Raw genomic sequence first — 21,384 nt, forward strand, 5'->3', positions numbered from 1 at the left:
TTGAGAGCGTCTTGGCTGACGTCAAGCGTGCTAAAGCCGCAACTGTGGGCAAGGTGTTGCGCTGTTTCACTAAGATTAAGCCCAATCAGTAGGGCATCATCCGCACTCAAGCGCGCCATTTGCCAGAGCTGCTTACCATTTAGCTGCGCAGGTAAATGCGGTAAAACCAGCCATTGCTGAATGGGATGAGAAGTACTGTGGGGGAGTTGGCTAACTGCTGTGTTCAGATCGCCAAAATGCAAATCGACTGTGATTAGGCCGTCATCAAAAATTAATCTCTGGCACCCTATAATGCGCGCAGGCTTTGCCTTAAGTATGGCATTGGCAATGGGTTGTAAATGAGGCTTGGAAATTAAACTTTGCGATTGATCCCAAAGTAATTTAAGTTCGTAATCGTTAATGGGATTGGGCTCAAACACTTTGACTAACAGACGCGTTTTGCCTTGAGGTTGAGTATGCGTTTGCCAGTGATGCAGTAAAGAGAGTAGCTCGAGTCCATCGCCCAATCCCCATTGCCCCATGACGCACAGTCCCTGACCGAGTTGGGCTGATTGCGTCGGTAAGCGAGAGAGTTGAAGGAGAGTAAAATTGTCCAGAGACTTTGCAGTAGTCAATGCGCATGGGGGATAAAGGTTGATTAGTTGCGGGTAATCACGCTTAAATTGGTAAGATTTTTGGGGCTTAGCAGTCAAAGAAATATACTCTCGGTCTCATATTAGGCATTATTTTACCCGCCTTTATGGAAAGCTGACCACTTAATTGAAGCAAAACAGATACTATTGGCTCAGCAAAAAGTAGGTACTGACATGTACACAATGGATAGCAATAAAATGAAAAGAGTCGTGATCACCGGAATGGGTGTTGTTTCAAGTATCGGTAATAACAAGCAAGAAGTGACTGAGTCACTTAAAGCGGGCCGTAGTGGTATTACACATTCCGCTCAGTTTGAAGAAATGCAACTACGCAGTCATGTATGGGGCAATATCAAATTAGATCCTTCAGAGCTGATTGACCGTAAAGCGCTGCGTTTTATGGGCGATGCTGCGGCATATGCTTACATTGCAATGCAAGAAGCCATTAAGGATGCTCAGTTAACTGAAGAGCAATATTCAGATCCTCGCGTAGGGTTGATTGTGGGTACAGGCGGCGCTTCGTCTTCTAACCAAGTGCAAGCGGCTGATATTCTACGCGAAAAAGGCGTAAAACGCGTGGGTCCTTATATCGTGCCACGCATTATGTCGAGCACGGCCAGCGCTTGTTTAGCGACACCCTTCAAAATTAAAGGTATGAACTACTCAATCAGTTCAGCCTGTGCGACCAGTGCTCACTGTATCGGTCACGCCGTTGAACTTATCCAAATGGGTAAGCAAGATATGGTGTTTGCGGGCGGTTCGGAAGAAGTGGATTGGACTCTGACCATGGGCTTCGATGCGATGGGCGCGCTATCGACTAAATACAATGCCACTCCAGAAAAAGCCTCTCGCACCTATGATGCTGACCGTGATGGTTTCGTTATCTCTGGTGGTGGCGGTATCTTAATCGTTGAAGAGTTAGAGCACGCTCTGGCTCGTGGCGCGAAGATTTATGCTGAAGTGATTGGTTATGGTGCATCATCAGACGGTTACGATATGGTGGCTCCGTCTGGCGAAGGTGCGGTGCGTTGCATGCAAATGGCACTGGCCGATGTGGACACACCAATTGACTATATCAACACCCACGGTACTTCTACTCCAGTAGGTGACGTGCGTGAATTAGAAGCACTACGTGAAGTCTTTAAAGACAAGTGTCCACCGATTGCATCGACTAAGTCTATGACGGGTCATGCATTAGGCGCCGCAGGCGTACATGAAGCGATTTACAGCTTGATCATGATGGAAAACAGCTTTATTGCCCCAAGCATCAACATCGATAACTTAGATGAAGCTGCGAAGGACATGCCAATCGTGCGTGAATACCGCGATGCAGAGCTAAACACTGTCATGAGCAACAGCTTTGGTTTTGGTGGCACTAACGCAACGTTAGTGATGCGCAAATATAAGTAAACTATTATTTTTGTTAAAAAAGGAAGCTTCGGCTTCCTTTTTTATTAGCTAAAATTGAGCAATGCGACTCAGGGATTGGGTTTATGATCAGAGTCTTGCTAGAATCCTTGGCTACTCACTCTCTAGCCCATTTTTATCAGAAAGGTCCCCATGAAGATTGTTGTCGATGAAAATATGCCCTATGTCGAACCCTTATTTGGGGCGTTAGGCGAGATAATTCCAGTCAATGGCCGCACGCTAACGCCTGAGCAGGTGCAAGATGCCGATGTGCTGCTGGTGCGCTCTGTCACCCGAGTCAATGCCGCACTGTTAGATGCCAATCCAAAACTTAAGTTTGTCGGCAGCGCAACTATAGGGACTGATCATGTGGATCTGGCCTACCTTGCTGGGCGTGGCATTCCCTTTTCGAATGCGCCCGGCTGTAATGCGACCGCAGTCGGGGAGTTTGCCTTTATTGCGATGTTAGAACTGGCGGCGCGGTTTAACTCGCCGCTCAAGGGCAAAGTCGTGGGGATTGTCGGCGCGGGCAATACTGGTAGCGCGACGGCCAAATGCCTCGAAGCCTACGGCATTAAGGTATTACTCAATGACCCCATCAAAGCGGCCGAGGGCGATCCCCGTCATTTTGTGAGCCTTGATACCCTATTACTTGAAGCGGATATCATCAGCCTACATGTGCCCATCACTCGCACTGGCGAGCATAAGACACTGCATTTATTCGATGAATCGCGCCTAATGAGTCTTAAACCTAATACGTGGTTGGTGAACTGTTGCCGCGGTGATGTAATTGATAATCAAGCCTTAATTAAGGTTAAGCAGCAAAGGGATGATCTTAAATTGGTGCTCGATGTATGGGAAGGGGAGCCAAATCCCATGCCGGAGTTGGTGCCTTTTGCTGAGTTTGCCACCCCACATATCGCCGGTTACAGCTTAGAAGGTAAGGCTCGTGGCACTTTTATGCTGTACCAAAAATTGTGTGAGTTGTTAGCCATTCCGGCCACTAAACGCTTATCCGAGCTATTGCCTCCATTTCATTTTAAGGCGGTTGAACTCGAACAAGTCCCCGATGAAAAAGCCCTATTACAGCTCGCAAGATTCGTCTACGACCTGCGTGATGACGATGCCGTATTCCGAAATGGCTTTGCAAGGTCGAATGGCTTCGACACTATGAGAAAAAATCACAAACATAGACGCGAATTTAGTGCATTGGCGCTGGCTTATCACGGCCAATCTGAGGTAGATTGGTTGTCCAATTTAGGTTTTTCAGGAGTCGGTCGGTAATTATGTCGCAGGAATTTAATGTTGTCGTTTTAGGTGCATCGGGTGCAGTGGGTCAAACAATGATTGAGATCCTCGAAGAGCGTAACTTCCCGGTTGCGAACTTATATCCTTTAGCCAGTAGCCGTAGCGCCGGTGAAACGGTCAGCTTCCATGGCAAACAAGTTACCATTTTTGACGTCGAAACCTTCGATTGGAGCCAAGCGCAATTAGGCTTCTTCTCTGCCGGTGGTGATGTCTCGGCCAAGTGGGCGCCTATCGCTGCTGAAGCGGGTTGTGTGGTGATCGATAACACCTCTCACTTCCGCTATGACATTGATATTCCATTGGTTGTGCCTGAAGTTAACCCCCATGCGATTGCTGATTTCCGCAACCGTAATATTATTGCCAACCCGAACTGCTCGACCATCCAAATGCTGGTGGCTCTAAAACCGATTTACGACACTTATGGCATCAGTCGTATTAACGTGGCGACTTATCAATCGGTCTCTGGTACGGGTAAAAAAGCGATTGAAGAACTGGCAAAACAATGCACTAAGCTGCTGCAAGGTCTGCCTGCTGACGCTGAAGTTTATCCAAAGCAAATCGCGTTTAACGTATTGCCGCAAATTGATAAATTTATGGACAACGGCTACACCAAAGAAGAAATGAAAATGGTCTGGGAAACCCAGAAGATTTTTGGTGACGATGACATTCTCGTTAATGCGACTGCTGTGCGCGTGCCGGTATTCTATGGCCATTCTGAAGCGGTTCACATCGAAACTCGACAACCTGCCGATGCAGAAGATATTAAAGCTTTACTGCGTAATGCCGAAGGAGTGGTATTGTTCGAATCCGATGACGAATATCCAACGGCTGTGACCCATGCAGCGGGTACCGATCCTGTTTATGTGGGCCGTGTGCGTAAGGATATCTCCCATTCTCACGGTATTAACCTTTGGGTAGTGTCGGACAATATTCGTAAAGGCGCAGCCTTAAACAGTGTGCAAATTGCCGAGATTTTAGTGAGAGATTATTACTAAGTCTTAAGTAGCAATTGATGCCCAATGAAAAAGCCTGCTGCCAGCAGGCTTTTTTTGTTTTACAATTGTGAACAGTAGCAGGGCTGGGATTTCTAGTTTATAGTAATCTCAATAAATACAATTGCCTAAAGCCTGTTATCAGCGAGATAACTTAAATAGCGCTTCAAAGGGAAGGATTGATGAAATTTCGCACTTCGTATCTTGTGGGCCTGATGGCCACCGTTTTAGCTGTTTCTTCCACGACCTCTTTTATTGATCCTGCGATAGCTGCTGATACTCCCAAAATAAAACCTTTAAAAATCATGGGTCCAGACGGACAGATCCGTCAGGTCAATCATCAATATGGGCCAACGACCTCTAAGGACACCTTCTGGAGCATTGCGCAAAAAGTCCGTCCCGATGCCAGTGTCAGTGTTTATCAAGTGATGGCCGCAGTATTTGATGCTAACCCCCATGCGTTTAACTCCGACAGTTATAACAGCCTAGAACGTGGCATGATTTTGCTGATCCCTTCGAAAGAAGTGATGTTATCCATTCCCAATAGTGTAGCGATTGCTCGCGCCGAACGCAGCGATAAGCAAGTCCGTAATACCGCCAAAGCGGCGACTAAACCAGTATCTAAACCGACTGTTGTCACTCCCGTAGTTGAAAATAAACCTAAGGTAGAGCCTCAACCTAAAGTCGATGTTAAACCCGAAGCGGCTAAGACCGAAGTTGCTAAAACGGATGCCGTTGCGACGCCACCCGCTGCGCCGAAAATGGTGAGTTCCGATGTGAATACTCGCCTTGAGGCCGCGGAGAGCAAAAATTTATCCTTAACTGATGAGTTAGCCAGAGCACAAGACCAGCTCGCGGTAAGAAATGCCGATGTTGAAGCCCTTAAAGCCAAAATTGAGGATTTAAACCAACAAATTGCGGTATTAGAGGAAACCTTACAGGCGAGTAAAAAGCAAAATCTTGCACTGAAGGCCGAGGTGGAAGCTGCTCAAGCCCCATCAGATGCCGATGCGCAGCCGCAAACGCCTACTGAGCCTGAAGAACTATGGCGAAACTTGATAAATAATCCGCTGCTATTGGTTGCAGCAGCGGTGGTCCCTGCATTGTTACTACTGCTGCTTGTGTTCTGGATGCTTCGTCGTAAGCGTAATAAAGAACGCCGTGAGTTAGCAGCCCAGCAGGTAGCCATGGCGACAGGTGCTGCTGGTGTGGCAACGGGAGCATCAGTGCTGGCGATGAATGACGATGATCTTGACGATATGGCTGTGCATTTAGACACTGACCATGCCGATTCCATCGATAGCTTATTAGATGTCGGTAGCGTGAGTTTACAACCCGAGCATGAAATGACCGATGGCCATGAGCAGATGGACATCGCTTCTGAAATGTTTATTGACCCAGGTGTTAACACTGCGGCAGAACCACAATTTGAAGAGGACGAAGGCCAATCCTTAGATGATCTCTGGGCTGAGGCCATGGGCGACCAAGAGGAAGCCTTTGCGGAAGAAGAAAAACCCAAATCAGGTAATATTCTCGAAGAAGAGGATCTTGATGCATTATTGGCAGGGCTTGGCTCCGAAGAGCCTGATGCGCCATCTACTAATGAGAACCTTGATGAATTAGCGGGATTTGATATTCCAGCCGACCAAGAGGTGGTTGATGCAGCTGAGTTAGATACCGATCAAGATTTAGCCGCATCGCTTGCTGCGGAATTAGATAATGAACTTGAAAATATAGCGTTAACTGAAACGGCTGAAGATGATATTGATGCCTTGCTCGCCGGGTTTAATCAATCTGAAATGACCGATTCGGTATCTGAGCCAGTGGCTGAGGACGACCTCGATGCATTATTAGCGGATTATGGTAAGGAAAACACCGCTACAGCATCCGATCTTAGCGATGAAATTGCTGCTGAATTAGATAATGAGTTAGCAGAGCTAGGGGTCGCGCAAACCGACGATATTGATGCGTTACTGGCAGATTTTGATAAACCAGCTGCGCCAGAGCCTGACTTAAGCGATGAAATCGCCGCAGAATTAGATACTGAACTTAATGATATCGGTGTCATTGAATCCGACGATATTGATTCTCTGCTTGCAGGTTTGGATGCACCAACCGCGCATGACCCTGCACTTGCAGCAGCCATTGCTGCCGAATTGGAAGATGAACTAAACACCGACCTACCAGTCAATGATGATCTTGACCAGTTGCTCGCAGGTTTTGAGGCCCAAGATTCGGCGGAACAACAAACGTCTAGCGATGATTCCGACATCCCTCACGATATGCTGGCAGCAGAACTCGAAACGGCATTACCTGAAGAGTTATCGTCTGCAGATGATGATCTCGAATCTCTTCTCGCCGAATTTGATGTGCCAGAGCAGGCTGAAGCCGACGCGGATGAGTTTAATTTCGACCTCGAAACCACCTACCCTGAAACAGATGATAAGCTCGAGGATGAAGGCTTACTCAAGGGCATCGGTGCTGCCCATGCGATTGATGGTACGGATGATACCTTTGAGCTTAGCGATACGATTGCGAAGAGCCCAGATGATAATCCAAACGAAACCGCAATTGAGCCAACATTTACCGGTTTCGATGCTGATAATCAAGCGGATGATACGGTACTCGCCACCGCAGCTTTAACGGCTGCGACAGCTGCCGCAGCGGCAAAAGTTAAAGAGAAAGAGGCTTCTTTCTTTAACGACTTAAAAGCTAACAAGAGTAAAGACCCCCACGTACTGGATTGGGACACTGAGCTTAACTTTGCGCCTACGTCTAGCGCACAAACTGACAGTCCTAAATCCGAACCTGTTGCACCCGTGGATCCTATCGCTGTCGATCCGCAGGCGGTTTCCCCGCGTCAACCTCTGGAATTTGTTTTAGACGAACCGATTGATAAGGTCGAGCCTACATTCGAGATTATCACTGACAAAGATGATGATATTGTTGATGAGGATGTCGCTCATGAGTTTGCCTTTAGAGCGGACTTAGATACTGATGACGATATCGATTTAAGTGACGACAATGTGCTTGCTGCTTTTAGTGCCAATACCGAAGTTGAAGATGATGAGGTATTAACACCAGAAGATAGCTTTGCCCTCGATGATGAGCATACTCTCACGGTCGATGAAGCATTAGCAGCGCTAGATGCGCGGGAGTCACGTCAGTCGAAGAAGTTTGTACCTGAGCATGATTTGACTAATTTCCAAAACGAACATGGCTATATCGATATTGAAAAACTGCTTAACGACGCCGAGCAGGATAACACAGAGACAGATCTCTATCCTGAAATGGATGTGGAGATGAGTGATGTGGGTGCCCTGATTGGTGATGCAGCCATGATTGATGTGGACGATGAAGAGAACTCTGTTAACGCTAAGCTCGATTTGGCCCGTGCCTATATCGAAATCGATGACAGTGACAGCGCCAAAGCGCTACTCCGTGAAGTTCAAATTGATGGTAATGAGCGTCAACAGGACGAAGCGGCTCGTTTACTTAAAGAGATCGGCTAAGTTTGAACTGGCATTAAGCTTTAATGTTAACGATCAACGGCGCTCACAGCGCCGTTTTTTTTACGGGCTGCTGTGATAAAATGCGCCGCTAAATTAATTGTGAGGATGTGTGATGCGGATTGCATTAGGTATTGAATATGACGGCAGTGGCTATTTTGGTTGGCAGCGTCAGGCCGAAGTCGATTCAGTACAAGGGCAGTTAGAACAAGCCTTGTCTAAGGTGGCAAACGAGCCCATTAGCTTGTTTTGTGCAGGAAGAACCGATGCTGGTGTTCATGCAACGGGGCAGGTAGTGCATTTTGATACCAACGCCGTACGTAACGAAGGTGCCTGGACCTTAGGTGTTAATGCCAATTTACCCGATAATATTGCCGTGCGCTGGGTAAAAGAGGTAGATGAGAGCTTCCATGCCCGCTTTTCGGCCACGGCTAGACGTTACCGCTATGTGATTTACAATCATAATCTTCGCCCAGGGATCCTACGCCACGGCGTCAGCCATTATCATGGTGATATCGACGTTGATAAAATGCATATTGCGGCGCAGGCGCTGCTCGGCGAGCAGGATTTTACCAGTTTTCGTGCTATTCAATGTCAATCTAAAACCCCGTTTCGCAATGTGCACAGTGTTAAAGTGACGCGTCAGGGCATGTATGTGATCGTCGATATATCTGCCAACGCCTTTTTGCACCATATGGTGCGTAATATTGTCGGTTCGCTGCTGGAGATTGGGCTTGGCAACCAGCCATTGACTTGGATGGCGGATCTGTTGTCACTAAAAGATAGAAATCAAGCCGCGGCAACGGCTAAACCGAACGGACTTTATCTTGTGGATGTGACATATCCGGAGCAATATCAATTGCCAAAGTTAGCGCTTGGGCCATTGTTTATGTTGGATTAATGGCTTTTATCGTGGCAGAGCTTAAATGCGTTTCGAAGGAAGGAAATAACCGATGACCATAGCCCCAAGTGAATTGACAGCCTTAGTTGCGCCAGGAGCAAACGCGCCACTGGATCAATGGCTCGCGTATTTATTATCGATTCACCCAACCGAAATCGACATGGGATTAACTCGGGTTTCTAAGGTTGCCGAGCGCCTTAATGTATTGGATTTAGGGCCAAGTCAAATTGTCACTGTTGCTGGCACCAATGGTAAAGGCACGACCTGCGCCATGCTAGAGAACATCCTGCGTTTATCAGGGTTGACGGTGGGCGTCTACAGCTCGCCCCATATGCTCAAATACAATGAAAGGGTGCGCATCAACGGTCAGGACGCCAGCGATGACGCCTTTGTAGCGGCTTTTGAACAGATTGAAGCGGCACGTGGCGAGATTTCGCTGACCTTTTTCGAATATGCCACCTTGGCGGGCTTAATCCTATTTAAAGCGGCCAAGCTGGATGTGGTGATCTTAGAAGTCGGTCTTGGCGGCCGTTTAGATGCCACTAACATGATTGATGCTGATATCAGCGTCGTGACCTCGGTTGATTTAGACCATGAGGCGTATTTGGGTAATACCCGTGAGCTGGTTGGCCGCGAAAAGGCGGGGATTTTTCGCCAAGGAAAACCTGCCATTGTCGGCGAGCCAAACTTGCCCCATACCGTCAATGATGTCGCCCAACACCTAGGCGCCAAGCTGTATCGAGTCGGGACAGAATTTACCTATCAGCAAAATGGCAACACTTGGGACTATCAAGGGCAAGTACTTAAATTAACACAGCTTAGTCTCCCCACATTGCCATTACCCAATGCTGCGACAGTGATTGCCATTGTCGAACAGGGTTGGCCACATATTGCTGCCGATATTATTGCCAAAGGCATCAGCAGCGCCCGTTTAACTGGACGTTTGGAGCAAGTCAGCGAACAGCCGCTGATTTTACTCGATGTGGCTCATAATCCCCATGCTGCAAGGTTTTTAGTCAAGCAACTCACGCCCATCGTCGCGGGTAAGCGAGTGTTTGCCCTGTGCGGTATGCTAAAGGATAAGGATATTGGCGGCGTATTACCTGTGGTTTCGCCCTTAATTGACACTTGGTACTTAGTGAGTTTACAGGGTGAGCGTGGCGCTAATGCCAGCTTGCTACGTCAAACATTAGCGCAAGACACTAAGGCCCTCGAATTCGAGGATATCGCCACGGCTTGGACGGCATTAAAAGCGCAAATTCAACCCGATGATGTGGTAATTGTGTTTGGCTCCTTTTACACTGTGGCAGGTTTTAAGTCTCTCTTTAAGCAGGATAACCGTTTTGTCTAGCCAGTTTCATAATCGATTAGTCGGCACTGTGGTGCTGGTCGCCCTCGGGGTGATTTTTTTGCCGGATATTTTAGACGGTAAGAAGGAGCGGCAAGAGGAGCAATTTGCCGAAATTCCCTTACGTCCTACCGCGATAGCGCATAAAAATGCCGATGACACGTTTGAAGTGCTATCTGCGCAAGAAGTGGATGGCAAAGATGTTATGCCAGAAGAGCCTTCTCCCAATGATGAGGCGACATTAGCACAGGCAGTGGGCGCGGATGCTAAGCCAGAGTCTAAACCTGAATCTGCATCTGAACCCGTGCAAGCTGCGGCTAAGGAGCAACTTAAGCCACAGGCCGTACAAACTGATGCCAAGGCTGAGTTGAAGGAAACGGCAAAAACTGAAACGGCAAAGTCTGAATCTAAAAAAGATGCACCTAAGCCTGCGATAGCTAAAACCGAACCTAAAAAGCCAGAGGTTAAACCAACCACGGTTGCAAAAGCTGAAAAGCCTAAGGCCGAAACGGCGAAAACTGAATCTGCAAAACCTGCCAAAGACGATGGCATAAAAGTGGTGAGTCGTGATTCATTAAAGCCCGGACTTACTCTGCAACTGGGCGCATTTAGCAATGCCGCCAATGTGAAAGCGCTAGTGGCGCAGTTGCGTAAAAGTGGTTACAAGGCGTACACAATTCCAGACACACCAAAGGATGGCGTGTTGACTAAAGTGTTTGTGGGGCCAGATGTGTCAGAAGTTAAGTTGAAGAAAATACAAGAAGAAGTTGAAAGTCTGACACGTTTAAAAGGTCGGATTGTCCCTTTTAATCCGTTGGAATCTTAATGCAGAACTGCCGAGGCTGAAATAATTTATTTACCTCTCTAGGGGTGAGAATCGTTTCAGTCTCTGGTAGAATCGCGCCGTCTTAAAGCCTATGCTGGAAAGCCATCTCAATGGTTTGGATTGATTACGCTATCATCTTCGTTATCGGGTTATCGACTCTTATTAGTCTGATCCGTGGATTTGCCAAAGAAGCCATGTCGTTAGTGGTATGGTTTGCTGCTTTCTTTGTTGCCAGTCAATTTTACCAAGACCTCGCCATCCATCTGACACAAATGAACGATGAGATGCTGCGCAACGGCGTTTCTATTGCCATTCTTTTTATCACCACATTAATACTCGGTGCCCTTATCAATTACATCATTGGGCAATTAGTGGTTAAAACCGGATTATCTGGCACTGACAGACTTTTAGGTCTGTGTTTCGGTGCTATTAGGGGCGCGTTGATTGTCAGCGCGCTGCTGTTTTTTATGGATGCTTTTACAGGCTCACCTAACGCCCAATGGTGGAAGGATTCTGTATTAGTGCCCGAATTTGGCGTTGTCATCCAGTGGTTCTTTAACTATTTGGAAAACACCTCCAGCTTTGTACCCAAACTATAAAAAAGACAATAAATTTATCCTAAGTGATGAAAAATAAGTCTGCTTTGAACTCTGTCGCGCTATTGGTACAGACTCAAATCGAGGCGAAGGTCGCTGGTCAAATGGCTGGGGAGTTACTTCGTGTTTTACTTATATTTCACATGAAAGGGCATAGAACATCTTACAATGAGGAAGCTTACCCATGTGTGGTATCGTCGGAATAGTTGGCCAATCATCGGTTAATCAGACCATTTATGATGCACTGACTGTGCTTCAACACAGAGGTCAGGATGCGGCAGGTATTGTCACCGTTGATCGTGGTGCTTTCAGACTACGTAAAGCCAATGGTCTGGTCAAAGACGTATTTGAAGTCAAACACATGCAGCGCTTACAGGGCAATGCGGGCATTGGTCATGTGCGTTATCCTACTGCTGGCAGTTCCAGCGCGTCAGAGGCGCAACCTTTCTATGTTAACTCGCCATTTGGGATTTCATTAGCCCATAACGGTAACTTAACCAACACGCTTGAATTGGCCGAAGGCCTGATTAAAAAGCGTCGCCATGTGAATACCACATCCGACTCCGAAGTGTTGTTAAACCTGCTCGCCGATGAGCTACAAAAAACCACGAGCTTAGCACTGACGGCTGATGAAGTGTTTGACACTATCGCTAAAGTGCATGAGCAAGCCCGTGGCGCTTATGCCGTTGTGGCGTTGATTGTTGGCCAAGGTTTAGTGGCGTTTCGCGATCCTTTCGGCATTCGCCCCTTAGTGCTGGGTAAGCACGAAACCCCAACTGGCACTGAATATATGGTTGCCTCTGAGAGTGTGGCACTCGATGCTGTCGGCTTTGAAGTGATGCGTGATGTCGCGCCGGGTGAAGCGATTTATATTTCCCTCGACGGTAATCTTTACACTCGCCAATGTGCAAAAGAGCCAAGCTACTCGCCCTGTATCTTCGAATTTGTGTATTTTGCGCGTCCAGATTCGACTATCGATAATGTCTCGGTTTACGCCAGCCGCGTGAACATGGGGGCTAAGCTCGGTGAAAAGATCAAAAAAGAATGGTACGACCATGATATCGACGTGGTGATCCCAATTCCGGAAACCTCATGCGATATCGCATTAGAAATCGCCCGTTGCATGGACTTACCTTACCGCCAAGGTTTTGTGAAAAACCGTTATATCGGCCGTACCTTTATTATGCCTGGCCAACAAGAGCGTAAAAAATCGGTACGCCGTAAACTCAATGCCATCAACACTGAGTTTAAAGGTAAGAATGTCCTGTTAGTCGATGACTCCATTGTACGTGGTACTACTTCGGAGCAAATCATTGAGATGGCCCGTGAAGCAGGGGCGAAGAAAGTGTACTTTGCTTCGGCTGCACCGGAAATTCGTTTCCCGAACGTGTACGGTATCGACATGCCAACCTCGAATGAGCTTATCGCACACGGTCGTGATGCCGATGAAATTGCTAAGCTTATCGGCGCCGATGGCATTATCTTCCAAAATCTGCCGGATCTAGTCGAAGCGGTGAGAATGGAAAACCCAGAGATAAAACGTTTCGAAACGTCAGTATTTGATGGTCACTACATCACCAACGACGTTGATCAGTCCTATCTCGATCATTTAACGCAGCTTCGTAACGATGATGCCAAAGCTGACCGCAATAAGGATATTGGCACTAACCTTGAGTTACACAACGTCTGCCATCCATAAGACTAAACGCTTAAGATGAAAGAGTGTGCTTGGCGTTAAGCGTCGGCACACTTTAAAATGCACAATAAAAAGCCAGTGATAAGTCACTGGCTTTTTGTTTGGAATTTTAATCTTTAGGAGATTTTTGGATTCTCGTTGGATTGGCTCTGTGTTAGCTCATCCTGCGCATTTTTACGTTCAACCCAATAGTCCGCATGGTGAATACCGAGTTTTTCAGGATCAAACTGTGGCTCAATACCTTGTTTTTGCTGAGATTCATAATCTTTAAGACAAGTGAAGGCAATTTTTTGCAGGAGAATAATGGCAATAATGTTTAACCACGCCATAATTCCCACACCAATATCACCCATCCCCCAAGCCAAGTCTGCGGTTTTCACTGTGCCATAGACTGTGGAGGCCATTAGCACGACTTTCAGTACCACTGTAAGCCAAGGACGATTCACTTTGCGATTGATATAAGCGATGTTTGTTTCGGCAATATAGTAGTAGGCCACAATGGTGGTGAAGGCGAAGAAGAATAGCGCAACGGCGACGAACATATTACCAAAGCCTGGCATCATGCTTTCCATTGCGGTTTGTACATAACCAGGGCCCGCCGCAATCCCCGCAATCCCGGTATAAAGCGCTGCGCCATCAGGGCCCTGCACGTTATACAGGCCCGTGATCAGCAGCATAAAGCCAGTGGCTGAGCAGACGAACAGGGTATCAACATACACTGAGAAGGCTTGCACTAACCCTTGTTTGGCTGGATGACTCACGGCGGCGGCAGAAGAAGCGTGCGGCCCAGTACCTTGACCCGCTTCGTTGGAGTAAATACCGCGTTTTACCCCCCACATAATCGCAAGACCTAAAATCGCACCAAAGCCTGCATCGAGTCCGAAGGCGCTTTTTAGGATCAACAGAATAATATCGGGCAGCTGGCCAATGTTAAGGGCGATAATCACGCAGGCGACAATGATATAGCCGAGCGCCATAAAAGGCACTACAGTACTGGCGAACTGCGCAATCCGTTTCACCCCTCCAAAAATAATAAAACCTAATAGCATCGCAAGAATGGCTGCTGTGACATTAGGGTCAATATTGAAGGCGGTTTTTAAGCTTGAACCAATGGAGTTGGCTTGTACCCCTGGCAGTAAAATCCCGCAGGCAAAAATGGTCGCAATGGCAAATGTCCAAGCGTACCACTTCATGCCTAAGCCTTTTTCAATATAAAAGGCGGGGCCGCCGCGGTACTCCCCGTTGATTTTTTCTTTGTAGACTTGGCCTAAGGTGGATTCAACAAATGCTGAGCTTGCGCCCAGAAACGCTACCATCCACATCCAAAAAAGAGCGCCAGGGCCACCAAAGGTAATCGCCGTGGCAACACCAGCGATATTACCGGTACCTACTCGACCCGCTAAGGTCATGGCTAAAGCTTGGAAGGAAGACACGCCAGCATCGGTGCTTTTGCCATCAAACATTAGACGGATCATTTCGGGTAAATGACGTAATTGTAAAAAGCGTGAGCGCAGGGAGAAAAAGAGTCCTACACCGAGGCAAAGATAAACGAGCGCGGGACTCCAGACGATATTGTTGACCGCATTAACAATCTCATTCATATAATTCAACTCCAATATTCTGTTGTTTTTTGCAGAGTTTTTAAGATTTTTTTAGGTAATTTTGGGTACTAAACAGCCAATTAGGCCTAAGGTTAAAACGCGTGTGTGCGTCCAAGAGCTTCAACATAACGATTTTTTTAGTTACTTCATAGCTAAAGTTGTTAAATATTTGATAGTTTAACGTTCTTTATTTGATGGGGTTACTGAGGAGCTTTATTTTGCAGCGTGTTATCTCTGCTGCATTGAGATTTGTAATCTAGCAACTTGAATCATTGAGAAAAGCGGGGAAGATAAGGCGAATTGATTGAGACTATTAACTCAGCCAAAGTGGATAGCGGGGACGGTATTTGTGCAAGGCAAAGAAAACTTGGCTTAAATTACCAGCCATAACAGCATCCACAGTCCAAAGAGCCATGCCAGGCTACGGCGGCTAACGCGATGTTTTAATAGCAAAGATAGACTTACAGCTACAGGTAGAAACAGGATAAAAGCCCAAGAGAGGAACGGAACCTCAAGATTTAATGTTTCAAGACCCATCCCACAAAGCAGACTTAATGCCAGTAATAAGAGGCTATGAAATAGCATTAATTGATTGAATCTTAATACTAATGCTGGTTTAAATGCGGGTTTAGCATGATAGGGCAAGGTCAGTGTATTCATCTCTTTTTCCTGATTTCTCTTTAAGTGATGGAAGGAATAATAAATTTAGATGAGAATTATTCTCAACTAAATTTACACAGCTTTAGTGTTCAGTTAGAGCTTAACGAGCTAAATTGGCTCTTGAGCTAAAGAAGGCTGTTTGCACTATTGTCTGCTTTGGGCTAAATTACACTGTAATTATATCCAGTGTTTAATGTAGATATGATCCTCTATATTGCTGAAAAACCAAGCCTTGGGCGCGCAATCGCCGATGTGCTACCAAAACCCCACAAAAAAGGTGACGGGTTTATTGAAGACGCCCAAGGAAACTGCGTGTCTTGGTGTGTTGGGCATTTGCTTGAACAGGCCGAGCCCGATGCCTATAACCCCGAGTTCAAATCGTGGAAGTTTGAGCATTTACCCATAGTGCCCGAGAAGTGGCAGCTTAAACCTAAGGTCGCGACCCGTAGCCAACTCACTGTACTTAAAAAGCTGGTAAAACAGGCCGATACCATAGTGAATGCGGGTGATCCAGACCGTGAAGGGCAGTTATTGGTTGATGAAGTAATCGCCTATTTGGGCGTGACGGGCGATAAATTACAGCAAACGCAGCGACTCCTTATCAGCGACTTAAACCCGCAGGCGGTGAAACGTGCCTTGTCGCAACTTCGTAGTAACCGTGAGTTTATTCCTTTGTCTACTTCTGCACTTGCCCGGAGCCGTGCCGATTGGCTCTATGGCATGAATATGACACGGGCGTACACTATCCAAGGGAAAAAGGTCGGCTATCAGGGCGTGCTATCCGTCGGTCGAGTGCAAACCCCGCTCCTTGGGCTTATCGTGCGCCGCGATGAGGAAATCGCGCGATTTCAATCTAAACCCTTTTATGAAGTCTTAGCGCATTTAGTAACGGATAAACAACAATCTTTCACTGCGAAGTGGCAACCCAGTGAAGCCTGTTTACCTTATATGGACGAAGAAGGGCGAGTGCTTGCTAAGGGCTTAGCACAAAATGTGGTGCGTCGGATCACCGATAAACCCGCCAAAGTGACCCAGTTAAGCACTAAGGATAAACAGCAGAATCCGCCATTACCCTACAGCTTGTCGGCACTGCAAATTGATGCAGCCAAGCGGTTTGGGATGAGCGCTAAGGACGTGCTCGATACCTGCCAGAGTTTATATGAGCGCCATAAGCTGATTACCTACCCGCGCTCTGACAGCCGTTATTTACCTACAGAGCAACATGGTCTAGCAAGCAGTGTATTAGCGGCCATTATGGGGGGGGGGCCCGAGTTAGTCGCACACGCTGAGGCGCCGAATCCTCGGCTTAAATCTAAGGCGTGGGATGATAAAAAAGTCGATGCCCACCACGCCATTATTCCAACGGAAAAACAGCCCAATTTAGGCAGTTTAAGCCAGCGGGAAAGGCAGCTTTATCTACATATTGCCCGCCAGTATTTGGCGCAGTTTTACCCCGCCTATTGCTACAGTGAAACTGCGGTCGAAGTGACCATTGAAGGTGGTCTCTTTAAAACGAAGGCTAGACAGGATAAATCCCTAGGTTGGAAACAACTGTTTGCACGGGAAGCTGATGAACATAAAGAGTCTACGGGGCGAGAATCGCTTAAAAACACTGATGATAAAAGTACCGATAAGGATGCAGAAGATGAGGTGTTTTGTGGCATTTTACCGCCTTTGGCCCTAGGACAAATCCTTCACTGCAACCAAGGTGAATTGGTCGAGAAGCAAACTCAGCCCCCCAAAGCCTTTACCGATGCGACCTTGCTGAGCGCCATGACGGGGATTAATCGTTATGTGACTGACCCCGAGATCCGCAAAATTTTAAAGGAAACCGATGGCTTAGGGACGGAAGCGACCCGCGCAGGCATTATTGAGCTGTTGTTTAAACGGGGTTTTATTCAGCGTCAGGGCAAGTCAATTGTGGCAACTGAGGTGGGTAAAGGTTTAATCAATAGCTTACCCCTTAGTGCCACAACACCCGATATGACCGCGCTGTGGGAGGCAAGCCTAAATGGCATCTGCCATAAGGAAATCTCTTATCAAGGATTTATGCAGCCACTGCTGGGGACGTTAAATCACTTAATCGAAAATGCGGGCGCCCAATTACCCTCAGCCCTCAATGGCTTAAAAGGACAGGGTTTTAAGCGAGCAGCTAAAAAGTCCGTCTATCGAAAAGCGGGAGCCAGAGGTGCTGCTGGCGGGAAAAAAGCCGGAACGGGCGCTAAAAAAGGAAATGCTAGAAATTCAGCCGAAGCATCTTCCACATCCACAACAGCTAAACCGACCGTCCCTAGACGGCGAACGAGCAAAGCGACCGCCCAAGCCTGATGACACAAATGTAATCAAACTGTCGCTAATGTTCGCGATTTGGTAACGATATTTAATTTATTCCGCGATATTTAATTACCGCCAATCACGTTATTTCGTGATTGGCCGATCCACTTCTAAAAAATACCTAGAAACTCAACTTTTCTGCTCCGTGGCATGCTAACTGCTTTGCCTTGGCCGGAGAATATAATAAGCCAATCAAATCATAAGATTATTTATGATTTAGCTGAATGAATAGGTATAGATGATATGAAAAAGAAATTGCTTGCAGTGATGATCCCCGCGATGTTATTCACAGGTACAACTCATGCGGTCGAGTTGTATAACGATCAAACCAATAGCGTCAATATGATGGGGTGGTTAGGCTTTGCGGCGTTAAATGATGGTCATGAAACCTCAGTTATCGATAACTTTTCCCGGGTGGGATTTCGTTTTGACCGCCAAGAGAAAAACGGCTGGCGCTCCTTTGCCCATACTGAATGGGGTATTAATATGGTCACCAGCGACGATGGTCTAATTTATACCCAAGGCCAAGGTGGCGGCCAATTATCCGCTTCAAAAACCTCAGATTTCCTATTTAACCGCTTAGGTTATGTTGGCATGTCGCACGACAAATGGGGCACCCTCAGCTTTGGTAAGCAGTGGGGAGCTTACTACGATGTGGCCTATACCACGGATGTGCTCAATGCGTTTACTGGCTGGTCGGTCGGTGCTTATACCTTCGGTGATGGTGGGTTAACGGGGGCTGGACGTGCCGATGCGGCGCTGCAATACCGTAATACTTTTGGCAATTTACATATCGCGGTGCAATACGCTTCTAAGCAAAATAGCGATGTAGCAATTTATGACAACCAGGGTCACGCCTTAAACGATGGTTCTGAGCTGAGCTTCGACCCAAGCTATGGTGCGAGTGCGACTTACTATTTCACTGATAAATTTAAGGTGTTAGCAGGTTTTAACCGTGGCGACTTCACTGGCAATCTTGCGGGTAAAGACGTAGACAACACCAACCAAATCATCGGTATCGGCGCACAATACGGCAGTTTCTATCAATATGCACCGGGTCGTGATGCTAAGGGATTGTATGTTGGTTTTAACGCCCATAAGAGTGAGCAAAACGAGTTAGTGGGGGGCGAACTGTACGACTCAACTGGTGCTGAATTTATCGTCGCCTACCACTATGACAACGGATTCGTACCTAGCCTACTGCTGACTTACCAGGATTTGGATACCGATGAAAACACGGCAATTCAAGGTAAATGGACCCGTCAGTTTGCCGTGCTAGGCCTCCATTATCGCTATAGCCGCGACACTATCATGTATGCCGAGGCCAAAATCGATTTCAGCGATATGGACGATAAAGCCTACGAAGACCTACAAGATAACAACTACGCCGTGGGTATTCGTTATTTCTTCTAAGTTCAATGACTTGAGCGACTAATTCGGCAGCATAAATCAAAGGCCACAGATTGTGGCCTTTATTATAACTATCCATTTCTACTCAAAGAGTTAAACAATCCCTAACTTCTTCATTTTACTGCGCAGGGTATTAGCATTGATATCCAGTAATTCAGCGGCACCGCCCGGGCCATAGAGTTTACCCCCCGTGATCCTTAAGGCATGGTTGATGTACTTTTTGGTCATCACATCCAGCGGTACTAACTTATCGCTAGCATGGCTTGGATCGATAATCACGGTTTGATTTGATGGGGTTTTCACTTCTTCACAGTGTTGTGGAACCAGAAAACGAAAGTCAAGCGGGCCTGCAGGATGCTGGATCATGGCGCGCTCAAGCACATTGATAAGTTCGCGCACATTGCCTGGCCAGCCATATTGATTGAGGATATTCAACTGTTCTGGTGCAATCCTTGGTAACTGCGGCAAATTAAACTTGGCACTGAGCTGCTCGACAAAATGTTGCACTAACAGAGGAATATCTGTGCGTCTTTGTCTGAGTGACGGGATCTCAATGGGGAAAATCGCTAGTCGATACCAGAGATCCTCACGGAACACTTCTCTGTGCACCATAGCTTGAAGGTTTCTGTGGGTCGCCGCGATAATACGAATATCAAGTTGCACTGCATCGTGGCCGCCAACACGGGTGATACAACTATTTTGTAGAACCCTGAGTAGTCTAACTTGGGCTGAAAGCGGTAGCTCGCCAATCTCATCCAAGAAAATTGTGCCGCCGTTGGCTTGTTCGAAGTAACCAATTTTGCGCGAATCGGCGCCTGTAAATGCGCCTTTTTCATAACCAAAAAGCTCGGAGTCAATCAAGGTATCAGGGATAGCGCCACAGTTAACCTTGATAAAAGGTTTACCCGAACGTTCAGACAGCTCGTGAATGGCGTTGGCGATGACTTCCTTACCGCAGCCGGTTTCTCCCAGCATTAACACTGTGGTGTTGATTTTGGCGATGGATTGCACCTGCTGCATCACCTGTTTTAGGCCCGAATTGGCACCAACCACGCCATTTTGAATATCTAAAGTGCGGCGCAGACTGACGTTTTGTTTTGAGAGCGCTTCATTTTCTTTGAGTAAGTTTCGATCCCTTAAATTTAGCGCCGTGATCAGCGCTAAGTTCTGCATATGCGGCGCGATTAAGTCGGCATGGCGTGGTCTAAATACCCCTGTCGTTTTGGCGTAAAAGCCAACAATTCCAAGATGAGTATTTTCTATCGACATTCGCAGGATAATCAGTGACCGAATATCTTTAATCACCTGAGGTGCGACTAATGCAGTAACAGGATCATGCTCAATATCATTAACAATTCTAACCCTTGGTCGCTCGGGATCTTCTAAGTATTGCGCCATTTTTTCAGGAATTTGGACACGCTTATCGAGCGTACAACATTGGGTGTCATCTACATGGGCAATAAACTGTATATCATTAAATTGTTTGCGGAAAATGTTCACAAATAGCCCATCAATGGGCAGTTCATCCCGAATAAACTCAAAGTAGCTCTGTAGGGATTTCTCCAGTTGCAGACTACTACAGAGCCTTAGGGTTGATTCGTAATAAAAGTGTTTTTCCATTGATATTTCAAGTTGATCACTAAGTATCGTGATTGTAGATCTTTATATTTCGTGATTTTGTGCCTGCAATCAAAATTCACCACTTAAATACCTCCTTTTAGGTGCTTGGCACAGCACCTGCACTTTCATGCTGACAAGTTCCAGTGATTATTGAAGGAAATCAGCATGAGTAAAACCCAAGATATTAATGCGGGGCGTCGCCAGTTACTAAAGGGAGGCATGGTCATAGCCGCAGGGCTGGGGGCAAGTATGGCGCTGCCTGCCACAGCAAGTTGTGATTCGGCCCCTGTCAGCTTTGATGAAATAGTGGATGTGCTGGTTGTTGGCAGCGGTTTTGCTGGTATGTCAGCAGCGCTGCAAGCCAGAGAGGCCGGTGTGAGCGTGATGATTATCGATAAAATGCCTGTCTTTGGTGGCAACTCGACCATCAACGGCGGTGCGATGGCGGTAGCAGGTTCTGTCCTACAGAAGCAGGCTGGGATTGAAGACTCAGTCGATGCCATGGTCGAAGACATGTTACGGGCAGGCCGCGGCATGAATGATG

15 protein-coding genes and 1 pseudogene are annotated in these 21,384 nt (G+C 47.0%); 12 read left to right on the forward strand and 4 right to left on the reverse strand.

What is annotated here, in order from left to right; translation table 11 throughout:
• Nucleotides 1-521: pseudogene (locus SHEWPOL2_RS17155) on the reverse strand (FAD-dependent cmnm(5)s(2)U34 oxidoreductase); the annotation flags it as partial.
• Nucleotides 522-830: 309 nt separating this feature from the next.
• Between SHEWPOL2_RS17155 and fabB the strand changes: the two are divergent.
• The 9 genes from fabB to purF all read left to right on the forward strand — a co-directional run bounded on the left by fabB (nucleotide 831) and on the right by purF (nucleotide 13,218).
• Complete coding sequence (fabB, locus tag SHEWPOL2_RS17160; protein ID WP_037420122.1) at nucleotides 831-2,042, forward strand: beta-ketoacyl-ACP synthase I; 1,212 nt, start codon at nucleotides 831-833, stop codon at nucleotides 2,040-2,042.
• Nucleotides 2,043-2,192: 150 nt separating this feature from the next.
• Nucleotides 2,193-3,323, forward strand: a complete 1,131-nt coding sequence (locus SHEWPOL2_RS17165) for a 4-phosphoerythronate dehydrogenase (protein ID WP_037430081.1) — start codon at nucleotides 2,193-2,195, stop codon at nucleotides 3,321-3,323.
• 2 nt (nucleotides 3,324-3,325) lie between these two features.
• Nucleotides 3,326-4,342, forward strand: a complete 1,017-nt coding sequence (locus SHEWPOL2_RS17170) for an aspartate-semialdehyde dehydrogenase (protein WP_037430082.1) — start codon at nucleotides 3,326-3,328, stop codon at nucleotides 4,340-4,342.
• A 179-nt stretch (nucleotides 4,343-4,521) separates the two neighbouring features.
• Entirely contained in the window at nucleotides 4,522-7,851 is a 3,330-nt protein-coding gene (locus tag SHEWPOL2_RS17175; protein ID WP_037430084.1) for a FimV/HubP family polar landmark protein, read from the forward strand.
• A gap of 112 nt (nucleotides 7,852-7,963) precedes the next feature.
• Nucleotides 7,964-8,749, forward strand: a complete 786-nt coding sequence (gene truA / locus SHEWPOL2_RS17180) for a tRNA pseudouridine(38-40) synthase TruA (RefSeq protein WP_037420111.1) — start codon at nucleotides 7,964-7,966, stop codon at nucleotides 8,747-8,749.
• Nucleotides 8,750-8,801: 52 nt separating this feature from the next.
• A complete protein-coding gene (gene folC, locus SHEWPOL2_RS17185) occupies nucleotides 8,802-10,100 on the forward strand; it encodes a bifunctional tetrahydrofolate synthase/dihydrofolate synthase (protein WP_037430086.1) in 1,299 nt (432 codons plus the stop codon).
• A complete protein-coding gene (locus SHEWPOL2_RS17190; protein WP_037430088.1) occupies nucleotides 10,093-10,923 on the forward strand; it encodes an SPOR domain-containing protein in 831 nt (276 codons plus the stop codon). The genes folC and SHEWPOL2_RS17190 overlap by 8 nt, the downstream gene beginning before the upstream one ends.
• A gap of 110 nt (nucleotides 10,924-11,033) precedes the next feature.
• Nucleotides 11,034-11,522 carry a CvpA family protein gene (locus SHEWPOL2_RS17195; protein WP_011072963.1) on the forward strand — a complete coding sequence of 163 codons (489 nt, stop codon included), beginning with the start codon at nucleotides 11,034-11,036 and terminating at the stop codon, nucleotides 11,520-11,522.
• Between the two features lie 181 nt (nucleotides 11,523-11,703).
• Nucleotides 11,704-13,218: an amidophosphoribosyltransferase gene (purF, locus tag SHEWPOL2_RS17200; protein ID WP_037420099.1), complete on the forward strand. Its 1,515-nt coding sequence runs from the start codon at nucleotides 11,704-11,706 to the stop codon at nucleotides 13,216-13,218.
• Nucleotides 13,219-13,331: 113 nt separating this feature from the next.
• Here purF and SHEWPOL2_RS17205 read toward each other — a convergent pair whose 3' ends face one another.
• Together SHEWPOL2_RS17205 and SHEWPOL2_RS17210 are read right to left on the reverse strand one after the other, a co-directional pair.
• Nucleotides 13,332-14,816 carry an alanine/glycine:cation symporter family protein gene (locus SHEWPOL2_RS17205; RefSeq protein ID WP_037430090.1) on the reverse strand — a complete coding sequence of 495 codons (1,485 nt, stop codon included), beginning with the start codon at nucleotides 14,814-14,816 and terminating at the stop codon, nucleotides 13,332-13,334.
• A gap of 372 nt (nucleotides 14,817-15,188) precedes the next feature.
• Nucleotides 15,189-15,476: a hypothetical protein gene (locus SHEWPOL2_RS17210; protein ID WP_037420093.1), complete on the reverse strand. Its 288-nt coding sequence runs from the start codon at nucleotides 15,474-15,476 to the stop codon at nucleotides 15,189-15,191.
• A 201-nt stretch (nucleotides 15,477-15,677) separates the two neighbouring features.
• On the opposite strand from SHEWPOL2_RS17210, the gene SHEWPOL2_RS17215 reads away from it, so the two are divergent.
• Together SHEWPOL2_RS17215 and SHEWPOL2_RS17220 are read left to right on the forward strand one after the other, a co-directional pair.
• Nucleotides 15,678-17,804 (forward strand): DNA topoisomerase III, encoded by a 2,127-nt coding sequence (locus tag SHEWPOL2_RS17215; RefSeq protein WP_037430092.1) that lies wholly within the window; start codon nucleotides 15,678-15,680, stop codon nucleotides 17,802-17,804.
• 249 nt (nucleotides 17,805-18,053) lie between these two features.
• Complete coding sequence (locus SHEWPOL2_RS17220; protein ID WP_037430094.1) at nucleotides 18,054-19,223, forward strand: porin; 1,170 nt, start codon at nucleotides 18,054-18,056, stop codon at nucleotides 19,221-19,223.
• 90 nt (nucleotides 19,224-19,313) lie between these two features.
• On the opposite strand, the gene SHEWPOL2_RS17225 is transcribed toward SHEWPOL2_RS17220, so the two are convergent.
• Nucleotides 19,314-20,840, reverse strand: a complete 1,527-nt coding sequence (locus tag SHEWPOL2_RS17225; RefSeq protein ID WP_037430095.1) for a sigma-54 dependent transcriptional regulator — start codon at nucleotides 20,838-20,840, stop codon at nucleotides 19,314-19,316.
• A 165-nt stretch (nucleotides 20,841-21,005) separates the two neighbouring features.
• Here SHEWPOL2_RS17225 and SHEWPOL2_RS17230 point away from each other — a divergent pair.
• A partial coding sequence (locus SHEWPOL2_RS17230; protein ID WP_037430096.1) for an FAD-dependent oxidoreductase occupies nucleotides 21,006-21,384 on the forward strand: 379 nt, incomplete at its 3' end.

This window comes from Shewanella sp. POL2, assembly GCF_000282755.1.
Taxonomy (GTDB): Bacteria; Pseudomonadota; Gammaproteobacteria; order Enterobacterales; family Shewanellaceae; genus Shewanella; species Shewanella xiamenensis.